Genomic DNA, 15,399 nt, shown 5'->3' with positions numbered 1-15,399 from the left:
AGGCCCGCTATGGCGAATGTCTTACACGCGATGGTAGCTATTTCGACTATTGCCGATTGGATCCACAGCGTAATCTAGCCTCATCAACTGAAGCACAGGGAGTGTTTCAGGATCACGGATGATCGACCATTAGCAAGGATCGCTGCCGACAGGGAGTCGATAATGGTCTTGGGAAAAACCCGCTTCGGCGGGTTTTTTTTCGTCTGCATAAAAGTGCCGTGCTCAAACAGAAACACCGCCGATTGGCGGTGTTTCTGCATCTGCAGGTTTTACGAGGCGATCAACTGGCGCAACACGTAATGCAGGATCCCGCCGGACTTGAAGTACTCCACCTCGTTCAAGGTGTCGATGCGGCACAGCACTTCAATTTTCTCCTGACGCCCGTTTTCACGGGTGATGACCAGGGTCAGGTTCATCCGTGGCGTCAGCTCGACACCGCTCAGGCCCTGAATATCCAGGGTTTCCTTGCCGGTGAGGTTCAGGCTCTTGCGGTTCTGATCCAGCTTGAACTGCAACGGCAGTACGCCCATGCCCACCAGATTGGAACGGTGGATGCGCTCGAAGCTTTCGGCGATCACCGCTTTTACTCCGAGCAGGTTGGTGCCCTTGGCGGCCCAGTCGCGGCTGGAACCGGTGCCGTATTCTTGCCCGGCAATCACCACCAGCGGCGTGCCCGAGGCCTGATAACGCATGGCCGCGTCGTAGATCGCCAGCTTTTCGCCGGTCGGAATGTAGATCGTGTTGCCACCTTCCTCGCCGCCGAGCATTTCGTTGCGGATACGGATGTTGGCGAAAGTGCCGCGCATCATCACTTCGTGGTTACCCCGGCGCGAGCCGTAGGAGTTGAAGTCCCGTGGCTCGACGCCTTGCTCGCGCAGGTAACGCCCGGCCGGGCTGTCGGCCTTGATGTTGCCGGCGGGGGAGATGTGGTCAGTGGTCACCGAATCACCCAGCAAAGCCAGCACTCGCGCACCTTTCACATCAGCGATCACCGGCAATGGCCCGGCAATGTCATCGAAGAACGGCGGATGCTGGATGTAAGTCGAATCCGCCTGCCAGACGTAGGTCGCGGCTTGCGGCACTTCGATGGCTTGCCACTGTTCGTCACCGGCGAACACCTCGGCGTATTCCTTGTGGAACATCGCCGTGTTGACCTGATTCACCGCGTCGGCGATTTCCTTGCTGCTCGGCCAGATGTCACGCAGGTAAACCGGATTGCCCTGCTGGTCGTTGCCCAGTGGTTCGCTGCTGATGTCGGTGCGCACACTGCCGGCCAGGGCATAGGCGACCACCAGCGGCGGCGAGGCCAGCCAGTTGGTTTTTACCAATGGATGCACTCGGCCTTCGAAATTGCGGTTGCCGGACAAGACTGAGGCCACGGTCAGATCGGCTTTCTGGATGGCTTTTTCGATCGGTTCAGGCAGCGGGCCGGAGTTGCCGATGCAAGTGGTGCAGCCGTAACCGACCAGCGAAAAACCGAGCTGGTCGAGATACTGCGTCAACCCGGCGGCCTTGTAGTAATCGGTGACGACTTTCGAACCCGGTGCCAGCGAACTCTTTACCCACGGCTTGCGGGTCAGGCCCTTTTCAACGGCTTTTTTCGCCAGCAGGCCGGCAGCCATCATCACGCTCGGGTTGGAGGTGTTGGTGCAGGAGGTGATTGCGGCAATCACCACGGCACCGTTTTTCAGGCGATAGGTGTGGCCGTCGTACTCGTAGTCGGTTTCGCCGACCAGATCGGCATTGCCCACCGCCACGCCACCGCCGCCTTCGCTTTCCAGACGCCCTTCATCCTTGCTGACGGGTTTGAACTGCAAGTCGAGGAAGTCGCTGAACGCCTGGCCGACATTCGGCAGCGAGACGCGATCCTGTGGGCGTTTCGGCCCGGCCAGGCTGGCTTCGACGCTGCCCATGTCCAGCGCCAGGCTGTCGGTGAACACCGGTTCCTGACCGGGCAGGCGCCACAGGCCCTGAGCCTTGGTGTAGGCCTCGACCAATTTCACCACTTCAGGCGGACGGCCGGACAGGCGCAGGTAGTCGAGGGTCACGTCATCCACCGGGAAGAAGCCGCAGGTCGCGCCATATTCCGGGGCCATGTTGGCGATGGTCGCGCGGTCGGCCAGCGGTAGGTCGGCGAGGCCGTCGCCATAGAACTCGACGAATTTGCCGACCACGCCTTTCTTGCGCAGCATCTGGGTCACGGTCAGCACCAGATCGGTGGCGGTGATGCCTTCCTTGAGCTTGCCGGTGAGTTTGAAACCGATCACTTCCGGAATCAGCATCGACACCGGTTGCCCGAGCATCGCGGCTTCCGCCTCGATTCCGCCGACGCCCCAGCCGAGTACGCCGAGGCCATTGATCATGGTGGTGTGGGAGTCGGTGCCGACCAGCGTGTCGGGGAAGGCATAGGTGCGGCCGTCTTCATCCTTGGTCCACACGGTGCGGCCGAGGTATTCGAGGTTGACCTGGTGACAGATCCCGGTGCCCGGCGGCACCACGCTGAAATTGTCGAAGGCACTCTGGCCCCAGCGCAGGAAGGCGTAGCGTTCGCCGTTGCGCTGCATTTCGATGTCGACGTTCTGTTCGAAGGCGCTGGCGCTGGCGAATTTGTCGACCATCACCGAGTGGTCGATCACCAGATCCACCGGCGACAGCGGGTTGATTCGTTGCGGATCACCGCCGGCCTTGGCCATGGCGGCGCGCATCGCGGCCAGATCGACCACGGCCGGTACGCCGGTAAAGTCCTGCATCAGCACGCGGGCAGGGCGGTACTGGATTTCCCGGTCAGAGCGGCGCTCCTTGAGCCACGCGGCAATGGCCTTGAGGTCGGCGCCGGTGACGGTTTTTTCATCTTCCCAGCGCAGCAGGTTTTCCAGCAGGACTTTCAGCGACATCGGCAGCTTGTCGAGATCGCCCAAGGTCTTGGCGGCATCCGGCAGGCTGAAATAGTGGTAAGTCTTGTCATCGACTTTAAGTGTTTTAAGAGACTTCAGACTATCGAGGGACGGCATTACGATCACTCCTTTGAATCCGCACGGCTACGGATAGAGGGGACGAATAGAGCTTTAAACCTAGCCCTGTTTTAGGTAGCTGGCTAATAACTGGACTCTATGGACAGAACCAAGGTTCCGACATGGGCTATCATGCGCCGGTTTTCGTGACAGGCTTTGCTTCAACGCAGGGTCTGGGCATCGCGCAGGGGATGAATGATCGCCCTCTGCCCAGGAGTAAGAATGAACACCCTATTCATGCATTGCCGGCCAGGCTTCGAAGGCGAAGTCTGCTCGGAGATTTCCGACCTCGCCGCCCAACTCAACGTGGCCGGCTACGCCAAGGCCAAACCGGCGACCGCTTGCGCCGAGTTCGTCTGCACCGAAGAAGACGGCGCCGAACGCCTGATGCGCGGTCAGCGTTTCGCCGAGCTGATCTTCCCGCGCCAGTGGGCGCGCGGGTTTTTCATCGATCTGCCGGAAGCCGACCGCATCAGCGTGATTCTCGCGCACATGGCTGAATTCCCGGTCTGTGGCAGCCTGTGGCTGGAAGTCGTCGACACCAACGACGGCAAGGAACTGTCGAACTTCTGCAAGAAGTTCGAAGGCCCGCTGCGCAAGGCCCTGACCGGTGCCGGCAAACTGGTGGAGGACGCCAGCAAGCCGCGCCTGCTGCTGACCTTCAAGAGCGGCCGTGAGGTATTCCTCGGTCTGGCCGACGCCGGTAACTCGGCGATGTGGCCGATGGGCATTCCGCGCCTGAAGTTCCCGCGCGAGGCGCCGAGCCGTTCGACCCTGAAGCTGGAAGAGGCCTGGCACCACTTCATCCCCCGCGATCAGTGGGAAGATCGCCTGCACAGCGACATGACCGGCGTCGACCTCGGCGCGGCGCCGGGCGGCTGGACCTGGCAACTGGTCAATCGCGGCATGCTGGTGACCGCCATCGACAACGGCCCGATGGCCGAAAGCCTGATGGACACCGGTCTGGTGCAGCACTTGATGGCTGACGGCTTCACTTTCAAACCGAAGCAACCGGTGGACTGGATGGTCTGCGACATCGTCGAGAAACCGGCGCGCAACGCCGCGATGCTCGAAGAGTGGATCGGCGAGGGTCATTGCCGGGAAGCGGTGGTCAACCTCAAGTTGCCGATGAAGCAGCGTTACGCCGAAGTGAAGCGCCTGCTCGAACGCATCGCCGACGGTTTCAAGGCCCGTGGAATCAAGGTCGACATCGGCTGCAAACAGCTGTACCACGACCGTGAGGAAGTGACCTGCCATTTGCGCCGCCATGACGTGAAGAAAACCAAAGCCCGCTGAGCGCGCGACAGGTGACCGAACACCCGGCATTGGGCGACAATGCCGGCCAGTTTCAGGAGTGAATCATGAGTGAAATGATTGATACGCCGGTCGACGGCACCCTCGACGCTACGGGTCTCAATTGCCCGGAGCCGGTGATGATGCTGCACCAGCACATCCGTGACCTGGTGCCTGGCGGCCTGCTCAAGGTGATCGCCACCGACCCGTCGACCCGCCGCGACATCCCCAAGTTTTGCGTGTTTCTCGACCATGAACTGGTGGGGCAGCACGAAGAAGCCGGGACCTATCTGTACTGGATTCGCAAGAAGTCCGGTTGATTGGAAGGCAAAAAAAAGACCTGCATGTGCAGGTCTTTTTTTATGGCCGATCAGCCCATCGAGCGGCTGATGCGAATACGTTTGCGCGCACTGCGCGTCAGGCGGATCGACAGCATCAGCGCCGCGCAGCTCAGGCCGACGATCAGGCCTTCCCACAGGCCGCTCGGGCCGCGTGGCTCGCCGAGCCAGTCGGTCAGGCCGAGGGCGTAACCCACCGGCAGGCCGATGCCCCAATAGGCGAACAGGGTCAGGATCATCGTCACCCGGGTGTCCTGATAACCGCGCAGGGCGCCGGCGGCGGTGACTTGGATCGCGTCTGAGAACTGGAACAGCGCCGAGTACACGATCAGCATCGCCGCGATGTGAATCACCATCGGATCGGAGGTGTAAATCGCTGCAATGTGCTCGCGCATCAACAGCATCATGCTCGCCGACAGGCAGGCGTAGGCCAGCGCAGTGCCCATGCCGACACCGGCAGCGAAACGCGCTTCGCGAGGTTCTTCACGGCCCAGAGCCTGGCCGACCCGCACGGTCACGGCCATGCCCAGCGAGTACGGAATCATGAACACCAGCGAGCTGACGTTCAGCGCGATCTGGTGCCCGGCCACCACGGTGGCGCCGAGGCTGCCGATCAGCAGCGCGATCACCGCGAAGATGCTCGACTCGGCGAACACCGCAACACCGATCGGCAGACCGATGGCCAACAAGCGCTTGATCACCGCCCATTGTGGCCAGTCGAAACGGCTGAACAGTTCGCTCGACTTGTAGGCCGGCGCCCAGCGCTCATAACCGGCCAGACCCAGTGCCATCACCCACATCACGATGGCTGTAGCCCAGCCGCAGCCGACGCCGCCCATGGCCGGCACGCCGAAGTGGCCATAAATGAACACGTAGTTCAGCGGGATGTTCAGCGCCAGACCGCACAGGCCCAGCACCATCGCCGGGCGGGTGCGACCGAGGCCGTCACTGGTGCAGCGCAGCACATGGTAGAAGGCCACCGCTGGCAGGCCGCTGGCGATACCGTGCAGGTACTGCATGCACGGGCCGATCAGTTCCGGATCGACTTTCATCAGGTGCAGGATTGGTTCGGCGCTGAACAGCATGCCGGTCGCCATCAGTCCGACTACCAGAGCCAGCCACAGGGCCTGACGCACGATCGGGCCGATTTCGCTGTGGGTGCCGGCGCCGAAGCGCTGGGCGACTTTCGGCGTGGTGGCCAGCAGGGTGCCGGTCATCAGCAGGAACACCGGCACCCAGATCGAGTTGCCCAGCGCCACGGCCGCGAGATCCTTGGGCCCGACGCGCCCGGCCATCACCGCATCGACGAAGCCCATGGCGGTGGTTGCCAGTTGCGCGATCATGATCGGCAGGGCCAGGCCGAGCAGATTCTTCAGCTCCAGGCGAACCCGGGCAGGGCGGTTGAGGGAAAGGGCAGCAGGGCGGTCAGTCACGGAATTCACAGGCAAAGCGTCCACAGGGGTTGATGCGCAAGGCCGGGCATTCTACGCCGCTGACGTTATGGTCAGGAAAAATCCTCTGTTGCGTATTTGTAATCGCCGCGCCTTATCAAGAATCAAAGCCTGCTGGCTCATCGCAGTCCCAGCGCCTACACTGCCGATCCGCCCAAGGAGCCCCGCCATGCTGATTGTTGCCGACGAAAATATCCCGCTGCTCGATGCCTTTTTTGCCGGTTTCGGCGAGATCCGCCGGGTGCCGGGTCGTTCCATCGACCGGGCCACGGTCGAACAGGCCGATGTATTGCTGGTGCGCTCGGTGACCAACGTCAACCGCGCACTGCTTGAAGGCAGCAAGGTGCGTTTTGTCGGCACCTGCACCATCGGCACCGATCATCTGGATCTCGATTACTTCAACGAGGCCGGGATCACCTGGTCCAGCGCGCCCGGCTGCAATGCCCGGGGCGTGGTCGATTACGTACTTGGCAGCCTGATGACCCTGGCCGAAATCGAAGGCGTCGATTTGCGTGAACGCACTTACGGTGTAATCGGTGCCGGTGAAGTCGGCGGTCGCCTGATCAAGGTGCTGAAAGGGCTGGGCTGGAACGTGAAAGTCTGCGATCCGCCACGTCAGGCGACCGAGGGCGGCGACTATGTCAGCCTGGAGCAGATCATCGCGCAGTGCGACGTGATCAGCCTGCACACCCCGCTGACCCGCAGCGGCGACGGTGCGACTTGGCATTTGTTCGACGAGCAGCGTTTGCAGCAGCTCAAGCCCGGCGCCTGGCTGATCAACGCGGCTCGCGGTCCGGTGGTGGATAACGCCGCGTTGCGCGAAGTGCTGCTGGAGCGTGAAGACCTGCAAGCGGTGCTCGATGTCTGGGAGGCCGAACCGCAAGTCGATGTGGCGCTGGCCGAACTCTGCGTACTGGCAACGCCACACATCGCCGGTTACAGCCTCGATGGCAAACAGCGCGGCACGGCGCAGATCTATCAGGCGTACTGCGAATTTATCGGTGAGCCCGCCAGCATTCAGCTCGGTGATCTGCTGCCGGCGCCTTGGTTGTCGGAAGTTTCCCTGCATGCCGACAGCGATCCGGCCTGGGCGCTGGCGATGTTGTGCCGTGGCGTGTACGACCCGCGCCGGGACGATGCGGATTTCCGTCGCACGCTGCTGGGCAGCGTCGGTGAGCAACGTGCCGCGTTTGATCTGCTGCGCAAACAGTATCCGTCGCGACGCGAGATCGAAGGTTTGAAAGTGCGGATCGAGGGCGACTCGCCGGCCTTGCGCCAGATCGTGACCGCGCTGGGCGCTGTGGCCGTATAAACAGCGGGCAGAAAAAACCCGGCCTGCATGGGCCGGGTCAGGAAGACGGTGGCGATATCACTTTTGTTCGGCAGGCTTGACCAATCGCTGTTCCAGTTCGCGGCAGGCGTCCTGGATCATGTCTTCAGTGATCTCGATTTCACGCCCGTGTTCATCGATGATCGAGCAACCCAGAGGTTGGCCGGGCTTGGTGCGGATCACTTCAATCTTGTCTTCGCTGCTGTTTTGCAAGGACATGGCCTGTCTCCTCATCAGGTTGTGTGCCTAGATTAAAACCGTCAGGTGACCAGGCTGTGACAACTCCCTGCGGTCGGTCCGGAACGGCATCTCCACTCAAACAGAAATGACCGTCTGTCTCAACCCGGACCTTAGACCAATAGCATCTAGGGGGTAGTCTTGCCGGTCATATTTAACCTGACTCATTGTGATTTACAGTGTTGATTTAAAGAGCTCCGCCCCATATGAGTCTGTAGGCTGGCCCCATTAATCAGCACACGACGTGAACCTGAATGATCCCGATGCTTTCCTCGCGGCACCGCCGGGCCTTGCGCCTGACCAGTCATTTCCTTGCTCCCTATCGCTGGCCGGCCTTCGGCGCACTGCTTGCACTGATCGTCACGGCGGGCATCACCTTGTCGATGGGGCAGGGCATCAAGTTGCTGGTCGATCAAGGGTTCATGACTCAATCCCCGCACCTGCTCAACCAATCCATCGGCCTGTTCATGCTGTTGGTGTTCGGTCTTGCGGTCGGCACCTTTGCGCGGTTTTATCTGGTGTCCTGGATCGGCGAGCGCGTGGTGGCGGACATCCGTCGGCAGGTGTTCAACCATCTGGTGTACCTGCATCCCGGGTTTTACGAGGACAACCGCAGCTCGGAAATCCAGTCGCGGCTGACCGCTGACACCACGCTGCTGCAATCGGTGATCGGCTCGTCGCTGTCGCTGTTCCTGCGTAATCTGCTGATGGTCATTGGCGGTGTGGTGTTGTTGTTCATCACCAACCCCAAGCTCACCAGCATCGTGGTGATTGCGCTGCCGCTAGTGATTGCGCCGATCCTGATTTTCGGCCGTCGCGTCCGTAACCTTTCCCGGCTGAGTCAGGACCGGATCGCCGACATTGGCAGCTACGTCTCGGAAACCCTTGGCCAGATCAAGACCGTGCAGGCCTACAACCATCAGGTGCAGGATGAGCAGCGTTTCGCCAGCACCGTCGAGCAGGCATTCGAGACTGCGCGCAAACGGATTTTCCAGCGGGCCTGGCTGATCACGCTGGTGATCGTGCTGGTGCTCGGCGCCGTCGCGGTAATGTTGTGGGTCGGCGGCATGGACGTGATTGCCGGGCGGATTTCTGCGGGCGAACTGGCGGCGTTCGTGTTCTACAGCCTGATCGTCGGCAGTGCGTTTGGCACGTTGAGCGAAGTGATAGGCGAGTTGCAGCGAGCAGCCGGCGCCGCCGAGCGCATCGCCGAATTGCTGCGCTCGGAGAACATCATCCAGCCACCGACTACGGGATTGGTGACGCTGCCGGAACGGGTCAAAGGCGAGCTGGAGTTGCAGGATGTGCGTTTTTCCTACCCTTCGCGTCCTGAAAGCCTCGCCGTCGAAGGCTTGAGTCTGACGATCAACGCCGGCGAAACCCTCGCGCTCGTCGGCCCGTCCGGCGCGGGCAAGTCCACGGTGTATGACTTGCTGCTGCGTTTCTACGATCCCCGGGAAGGGCGGATCCTGATCGACGGCGTGCCGCTGACGAGCCTCGATCCTCTGGACCTGCGTCGCTGCTTCGCGCTGGTCTCGCAAACCCCGGCGCTGTTCTTCGGCAGTGTCGAAGAGAACATTCGCTACGGTTGCCCGACCGCCACGCTGGAGCAGGTGCGGGAAGCCGCGAAAATCGCTCACGCCCATGATTTCATCGAACAGATGCCCGACGGTTACCAGACCCATCTGGGCGACGGCGGTCTCGGCCTGTCAGGCGGCCAACGCCAGCGCTTGGCCATCGCCCGGGCGCTGCTGGTCGACGCGCCGATCCTGCTGCTCGACGAAGCCACCAGCGCCCTCGACGCCCAAAGCGAACACCTGATCCAGCAAGCGCTGCCGAGCCTGATGCAGAACCGCACCACGCTGGTGATCGCCCACCGGTTGGCCACGGTGAAAAACGCCGACCGGATCGCGGTGATGGATCAGGGCAAACTGGTCGCGATCGGCACGCATCAGGAGTTGATTGCGAGTAATCCGTTGTATGCGCGGTTGGCGGCGTTGCAGTTCAGTGATGGTCATCAGGCTTCGACCGACTAAGTAACCGACTAAGTAACCGACCTAGTAGAACGCCATAAAAAATGCCCGCATCTCTCGATGCGGGCATTTTTGTTTACGTCGATCTATCGGCGATACGCGCCCCGATCACTGATCGTCGAAATACCGCTCATGCCAGTCCACCAGCGGTTGCGGCGAGTTGAGTTTCTGTCCGTAGATCACCGAGTAGGACAGCACGTTCTGCACGTACTGGCGGGTTTCGTCGAACGGGATGCTTTCCACCCAGACGTCGAAGCTCAGGTGGTCGGCGCCGCGCAGCCACTGGCGCACACGGCCGGGGCCGGCGTTGTAGGCGGCGGAGGCGAGCACGCGGTTGCCGTTGAACTGGCTGTGTACCTGGCTCAGGTAAGCGGCGCCGAGCTGGATGTTTTTATCCGGATCAAGCACCTGCTGTGGCGAGGCCAATGGAATGCTGAACTTGCGCGCGGTTTCCTTGGCGGTGCCGGGCATCAGTTGCATCAGGCCGCTGGCGCCGACGCTGGAACGGGCGTCGTCCATGAACGCACTTTCCTGACGGGTGATGGCGAACACCCAGCTCGAATGCAGGCCACGCACCTTGGCTTCGCGCACCAGAGTGTCGCGGTGGGCCATCGGGAAACGGATGTCCAGATCGTCCCAGTACTGCGCCTGGCTGATGGTGCGGATGGCCGGGAAGTACCATTTCAGGTCGTAGGCCAGTTTCGCCTGGGCGACCATTTCGTCGCGGCTGAAATGCCGGCTGACGTGATACCACTCGCGGCGACCGTCGACGATCTGCCCACGGGCGTGGAACTCCAGCGCACGGCGCACGCCAGGGGTGTTGCGCACCTTGTTGATCAGCGCCTGACTGAGCACCAGCGGCTTGTTGTTCAGCGAATACGGCGACTGCGAGCGGTCGGCGGCGAGGAAGCCGTAGAAGTCACGCTCCCGCGACAGATTCTTGTACAGCGTCTGCGCTTCCGGATTTTGCGGTTGCGCCAGTTCCAGACTGCGGGCCTGCCAGTAGCGCCAGCGGTTGGTGGTGGCCAGATCCTGCGGCAGGCGGCGGGTCAGTTGGTAGGCGTCGTCCCAGCGCGCCAGGCGCAACAGCAGGCGCAGGCGCCATTCGGACACGGTGTTGTCGCGCAGTTCCGGGTCGTACTTGGTCATCACGTCCAGCGCGCGGCTGTCGAAACGCCGAGCGAGGGTCAGGCCGATTTCCCGGGCGATCGCGACTTTTTCATCCCGGGAGAAATGCATACTGCTGGCATAACCGTCGAGCAGGGCCATGGCCTTGTCCGGGTCCTGACGCGCGAGGCGGCGCAGGCCCAGGCTGACCACGTCGGACATCGGTTCATCGGCCGGCGTGAAGCGCGAAGGCTGGTTGAGCAGTTCCGGTTTCTGCGCCACGTCCACCAGCAGGCGACCGCGCGGGGCGAGGGTGGTCAGGCCGTTGACCAGACTGTTGGCCAGCGGATAGTTGCGGTGTTGGGCGGCGAGTTTGGCGCGTTCCCAGCGTTTCTGTTCGGTCAACTGACCCTCGGCGGCCCACATGCCGAACAGCGCATCACAGGCGGCGGGCTGGGATTTGCCGGTCAGCCACAGCTTCTCGGCGTTGGCGTAGCCCTCGGCCTTCTTGTTGTGGCTGATCTGGTACTGCGCGTTCAGGCAGTCGAGTTCGGTGAAATTCAGCTTGGGGTCGTAATACTTGACGAACGTCGCCCAGTCGCCGCGATCGGCCAGCCAGCGCAGCCAGCGCAACTTCATCCAGTTGGCCTGGGGCAGGTCACCGTGCTCGGCGAGGAATTTTTCGATTTCCGCGTTGCTCGCGGTTTTCAGCCGGGCGGTCAGCTCGTCATAAGCCAGGTACGGCTCCAGCGGATAATCGGCGAGGGCCTGGCTGTAACGGAAATACGGGCCGGTGTCGCCCTTGGCCAGGGCGCGCTTGGCTTCATCGTAATACTGGCGTTGGGTGGACAGGTCCACCGCCTGGGCGGATTGAACGGCAGCGGCGGAAAGCAGCAAACATGACAAAACACTGAAGAGGCGACTGCGCATGAGACATCCGGGCAGAGAAATCATGACAAGTGCCGGCCCAAAACCCGCACTGAATTGTCTGTAGCTTAGCCTTTTGCCAGCAGGGGGCGAAAGCTTTGCCGGCCTTGCAGCACAAGTTCGCAACAATTGTTGTGCAGAGTGCGTCAGCGGCGAAATTGCCGGCCTGCTCGGGCCCCGATTCAGGTAGAATGCGCGCCCGGTTTTTGGAGAAGCTCATGACCCTGCTCAAATTCAGCGATGTGTCCCTTGCATTCGGCGCGATGCCGTTGTTGGACAAGGTGTCCTGGCAGATCGCCCGTGGTGAGCGGGTGTGCATCATCGGCCGCAACGGCACTGGCAAATCCAGCATGATGAAACTGGTCAAGGGCGACCAGAAGCCTGATGACGGCTCGGTGTGGCGTGCCCCCGGTCTGAAAATCGGTGAATTGCCGCAGGAATTGCCGGTGGCCGACGAGCGGACAGTGTTCGACGTGGTCGCCGAAGGCCTCGATGGCGTTGGCGCCTTGCTCGCCGAATACCATCACCTGAGCCAGAACATCGTCACCGATGCCGATCTGGACAAGCTGATGCACGTCCAGCACGACCTCGAAGCTCGCGATGGCTGGCGCTTGCAGACCCTGGTCGACAGCACCCTGAGCCGCCTGCAACTGCCGGCCGACAAGACCCTCGCCGAACTGTCCGGCGGCTGGCGTCGTCGCGTCCTGCTGGCGCAGGCGCTGGTGTCCGAGCCGGATCTGCTGCTGCTCGACGAGCCGACCAACCACCTGGACATCGGTGCGATTGCCTGGCTTGAAGAGGCGCTGAAGGATTTCCAGGGCGCCGTGCTGTTCATCACGCACGACCGTTCCTTCCTGCAAAACCTCGCCACCCGCATCCTCGAACTGGATCGCGGTGGCCTGATCGACTGGAACGGCGACTACGCCAGTTTCCTCGTCCATAAAGAAGCCGCACTGGCCGCCGAAGAAACCGCCAACGCGCTGTTCGACAAGCGTCTGGCCCAGGAAGAAGTGTGGATCCGCCAGGGCATCAAGGCCCGCCGCACCCGTAACGAAGGCCGCGTACGTGCGCTGAAAGCATTGCGCGTGGAGCGCAGCGAGCGTCGCGAGCGCACCGGCAAGGCCAACATCCAGCTGGAAACAGCGGAGAAGTCCGGCAAGCAGGTGATGGTGCTGGATAACGTGAGCTTCGCGCATCCGGGCGGTCCGTTCCTGATCCGCGATTTCTCCATGGTGCTGCAGCGCGGCGACCGGATCGGTCTGCTCGGCGCCAACGGTACCGGCAAGACCACTCTGCTGAAACTGATGCTCAGCGGTCTGCAACCGACCAGCGGCAAAGTGGAAGAGGGCACAAAGATCGACGTGGCCTACTTCGACCAGTTGCGTCATCAGCTGGATCTGGAAAAGACCGTGATCGATAACGTCGCCGAAGGTCGCGACTTCATCGATATCGACGGCCAGAGCCGCCATGTGCTGAGCTACCTCGGCGACTTCCTGTTCAGCCCGCAGCGTGCCCGCACGCCGGTGAAGGCGTTGTCCGGCGGCGAGCGTGCGCGTCTGTTGCTGGCCAAGTTGTTCAGCAAGCCGGCAAACCTGCTGGTACTCGACGAACCGACCAACGACCTCGACGTGGAAACCCTCGAGTTGCTCGAAGAAGTGCTGCTGACCTTCAACGGCACTGTGCTGATGGTCAGCCACGACCGGGCATTCCTCGACAACGTGGTTACCAGCACCCTGGTCTTCGAAGGTGAAGGCAAGGTTCGCGAGTATGTTGGCGGCTATCAGGACTGGATCCGTCAGGGCGGCTCGCCGCGTCTGTTGGGCGTGACCGAAAGCAAATCCGGCAAGGCCGACCTGAACTCGGCGGTGGTCACTGCCGAACCGGCTCCGGTTGCCGCTCCGGTTGCTGCGGCTCCAGCTGCGAAGAAGAAACTGAGCTACAAGCTTCAGCGCGAGCTGGAAGCACTGCCGGGCGACATCGACGCTAAAGAGCAGCAGATTGCTGCTGTCGAGGCTGAAATGGCTGAGGCCGGCTTCTATCAGCGTCCGCCAGCCGAGACGGCCAAGGTGATTGCTTCGCTTGAGCAGTTGCAGGCTGAGCTGGATGCGTTGGTGGAACGTTGGGCCGAGCTGGACGCCTGATTGTTTCCAGGCATGAAAAAGCCCGGCGTCCAGTGATGGGCGTCGGGCTTTTTTAGCTTTTCACAAGTGCTCGGGGTCAGCGTTTGACCAGGTGCACTGCCAGCACATCGCAAGGTGCGCCGTGCAGCACGTCATTGGCGGTCGAGCCCAGCAACAGCGCCAGACCATGCCGGCCATGGCTGCCGACCACGATCAGGTCGCATTCCTGTTCCTTGGCGAAATGGTGGATTTCCTGACGCGGCTGGCCGTAGGTCAGGTGGCAGTTGGCGCCTTCGAGCTCGGTGTACTTGTGCTTCAGGCGTTCCAGGCGTTCCTTGGCCTGATCAAACTGCTGTTGTTGCAGTTGTGACAGATCCATAGGTACGTCACCGCCGAAAGCCATGGCCATCGGTTCGACGATATGCACCAGCGACAGCTTGGCGCCGTTGCTCACCGACAGCTCTCGGGCGCGGTGGATCACAGGGTCGCACTCTTCGGTCAGATCTACGGCGACCAGGATATGGTGGTAGGGCATGAGGTGCTCCTCGTGAGGGATCAATATTGTTAAGTATGGCTGGTTTCAAGCGCATTGGTTCCAAAGTGACGCAATGGGCTCATGACAAAACGGGAGTAGAGATATGACGGTCTGGCTGGTGGTGTCAATCCTGCTGGTGGTGTTGAGCCCCTTGGCGTGGTTGCGCCCGTCCCGTGCACAGAGTGGCCGGATAGCCTTGCGCACCGAGGCCCGGCGCATCGGGCTGGCCATGCAGCTGGCGCCCCAGGAGTGGCCGCACTGGCTGGGCCAGGAGCCGCCAAACCCGTGCGCGCAATACCATCGGCCACGCCGTGGCAAGCAGCCGGCGTGCTGGACGTATTGGCAGAAATCCCCGGGGGTTTGGGTGAATCAGTGGCAGGAAGTCTGTGAAGATCCGTTGCTGCTGAATCATTTCGAGAAATTGCCGGGCAACGTTTTCAAGGTCGAGGCGGACAAGCAGATGATCGCCCTCTATTGGGGCGAGAAGGGTGATGCGTCGGTTTTGCTGGAGATTGATGCCACGCTGAAAGCGCTCGCATGACTCGCTGACTCTTCGCGCCGCAACGGTGCGAAACGTCCGACAGACGCGCAATAAAAAGCCCGACATGATTCATCGGGCGGGGTTGGCCAGGCAGGCCGGAAATTCTTTTTGGCGTTGAACCGGAGTCATCCGGTCAGCAAATCTGCGCCTGTTTTCCTTCGTAGTCCAGCCAGCGTAGCCTGTTAAACAAGGCTTGCGGTGAATTAGGGCGACTTTTCTAACTATTAATCTTATGAATGCCCTCACATGCAAGCGTGTGTGGCCGGGCTGCGTCCTACAGAAATGACCGCAAAGTCGCATTTCAACCCGTATTTAGGGCGATTGACAATTGTCGGAAATTCCGTGAAGGTGGCGTACCCAAATCAAACGGGCGTATGAATTGAGCGTTTGTATTGCAGACTGCTCCTACAGAATCCCGACTATCGCGTTGGCGGGTGTGCCGGGTGGATGAGTGTCAGCATCGACGAAAAAACGTC

11 protein-coding genes are annotated in these 15,399 nt (G+C 61.4%); 6 read left to right on the top strand and 5 right to left on the bottom strand.

Annotated features, from left to right (window positions below):
• Positions 1–269: 269 nt before the first annotated feature.
• Positions 270–3,011 carry an aconitate hydratase AcnA gene (acnA, locus tag AC1RT4_RS16340; protein WP_493086314.1) on the bottom strand — a complete coding sequence of 914 codons (2,742 nt, stop codon included), beginning with the start codon at positions 3,009–3,011 and terminating at the stop codon, positions 270–272.
• Between the two features lie 222 nt (positions 3,012–3,233).
• On the opposite strand from acnA, the gene rlmM reads away from it, so the two are divergent.
• Together rlmM and tusA are read left to right on the top strand one after the other, a co-directional pair.
• Positions 3,234–4,307, top strand: a complete 1,074-nt coding sequence (gene rlmM / locus AC1RT4_RS16335) for a 23S rRNA (cytidine(2498)-2'-O)-methyltransferase RlmM (protein WP_493086312.1) — start codon at positions 3,234–3,236, stop codon at positions 4,305–4,307.
• Between the two features lie 65 nt (positions 4,308–4,372).
• On the top strand, positions 4,373–4,624 hold the full coding sequence (tusA, locus tag AC1RT4_RS16330) for a sulfurtransferase TusA (RefSeq protein WP_007953079.1): 252 nt from the start codon (positions 4,373–4,375) through the stop codon (positions 4,622–4,624).
• Positions 4,625–4,674: 50 nt separating this feature from the next.
• Here the strand turns inward: tusA and AC1RT4_RS16325 are convergent, their stop codons facing one another.
• Positions 4,675–6,084, bottom strand: a complete 1,410-nt coding sequence (locus AC1RT4_RS16325) for an MATE family efflux transporter (RefSeq protein ID WP_493086310.1) — start codon at positions 6,082–6,084, stop codon at positions 4,675–4,677.
• 178 nt (positions 6,085–6,262) lie between these two features.
• Here AC1RT4_RS16325 and pdxB point away from each other — a divergent pair, with 178 nt between their 5' ends.
• Positions 6,263–7,405 (top strand): 4-phosphoerythronate dehydrogenase PdxB, encoded by a 1,143-nt coding sequence (pdxB, locus tag AC1RT4_RS16320; RefSeq protein ID WP_493086308.1) that lies wholly within the window; start codon positions 6,263–6,265, stop codon positions 7,403–7,405.
• A 57-nt stretch (positions 7,406–7,462) separates the two neighbouring features.
• Here the strand turns inward: pdxB and AC1RT4_RS16315 are convergent, their stop codons facing one another.
• Positions 7,463–7,642: a PA1571 family protein gene (locus AC1RT4_RS16315; RefSeq protein ID WP_493086306.1), complete on the bottom strand. Its 180-nt coding sequence runs from the start codon at positions 7,640–7,642 to the stop codon at positions 7,463–7,465.
• Positions 7,643–7,914: 272 nt separating this feature from the next.
• On the opposite strand from AC1RT4_RS16315, the gene AC1RT4_RS16310 reads away from it, so the two are divergent.
• Entirely contained in the window at positions 7,915–9,696 is a 1,782-nt protein-coding gene (locus AC1RT4_RS16310) for an ABC transporter transmembrane domain-containing protein (protein WP_493086304.1), read from the top strand.
• Positions 9,697–9,801: 105 nt separating this feature from the next.
• On the opposite strand, the gene AC1RT4_RS16305 is transcribed toward AC1RT4_RS16310, so the two are convergent.
• A complete protein-coding gene (locus AC1RT4_RS16305) occupies positions 9,802–11,730 on the bottom strand; it encodes a transglycosylase SLT domain-containing protein (RefSeq protein ID WP_007953066.1) in 1,929 nt (642 codons plus the stop codon).
• A 215-nt stretch (positions 11,731–11,945) separates the two neighbouring features.
• On the opposite strand from AC1RT4_RS16305, the gene AC1RT4_RS16300 reads away from it, so the two are divergent.
• Positions 11,946–13,868, top strand: a complete 1,923-nt coding sequence (locus tag AC1RT4_RS16300; RefSeq protein WP_011335198.1) for an ATP-binding cassette domain-containing protein — start codon at positions 11,946–11,948, stop codon at positions 13,866–13,868.
• A 76-nt stretch (positions 13,869–13,944) separates the two neighbouring features.
• On the opposite strand, the gene AC1RT4_RS16295 is transcribed toward AC1RT4_RS16300, so the two are convergent.
• The gene (locus AC1RT4_RS16295; RefSeq protein WP_007953063.1) at positions 13,945–14,382 is read right to left on the bottom strand and encodes a universal stress protein; all 438 of its coding nucleotides are present in this window, start codon (positions 14,380–14,382) and stop codon (positions 13,945–13,947) included.
• 103 nt (positions 14,383–14,485) lie between these two features.
• On the opposite strand from AC1RT4_RS16295, the gene AC1RT4_RS16290 reads away from it, so the two are divergent.
• Positions 14,486–14,923, top strand: coding sequence for a hypothetical protein (locus AC1RT4_RS16290; protein WP_493086301.1), 438 nt, complete (start codon positions 14,486–14,488; stop codon positions 14,921–14,923).
• The last annotated feature ends 476 nt before the right edge of the window (positions 14,924–15,399 follow it).

The sequence above is a fragment of the Pseudomonas sp. GW821-FHT11D10 genome, from assembly GCF_058808435.1.
Note: the sequence above shows the minus strand (reverse complement) of the source record. Positions and strands in the feature narration are given on the sequence as shown.

Coding starts and splice junctions, on each gene's coding strand:
- acnA (WP_493086314.1), bottom strand. CDS start 3,011: ATGCCGTCCCTCGATAGTCTGAAGTCTCTTAAAACACTTAAAGTCGAT.
- rlmM (WP_493086312.1), top strand. CDS start 3,234: ATGAACACCCTATTCATGCATTGCCGGCCAGGCTTCGAAGGCGAAGTC.
- tusA (WP_007953079.1), top strand. CDS start 4,373: ATGAGTGAAATGATTGATACGCCGGTCGACGGCACCCTCGACGCTACG.
- pdxB (WP_493086308.1), top strand. CDS start 6,263: ATGCTGATTGTTGCCGACGAAAATATCCCGCTGCTCGATGCCTTTTTT.
- AC1RT4_RS16315 (WP_493086306.1), bottom strand. CDS start 7,642: ATGTCCTTGCAAAACAGCAGCGAAGACAAGATTGAAGTGATCCGCACC.
- AC1RT4_RS16310 (WP_493086304.1), top strand. CDS start 7,915: ATGATCCCGATGCTTTCCTCGCGGCACCGCCGGGCCTTGCGCCTGACC.
- AC1RT4_RS16305 (WP_007953066.1), bottom strand. CDS start 11,730: ATGCGCAGTCGCCTCTTCAGTGTTTTGTCATGTTTGCTGCTTTCCGCC.
- AC1RT4_RS16300 (WP_011335198.1), top strand. CDS start 11,946: ATGACCCTGCTCAAATTCAGCGATGTGTCCCTTGCATTCGGCGCGATG.
- AC1RT4_RS16295 (WP_007953063.1), bottom strand. CDS start 14,382: ATGCCCTACCACCATATCCTGGTCGCCGTAGATCTGACCGAAGAGTGC.
- AC1RT4_RS16290 (WP_493086301.1), top strand. CDS start 14,486: ATGACGGTCTGGCTGGTGGTGTCAATCCTGCTGGTGGTGTTGAGCCCC.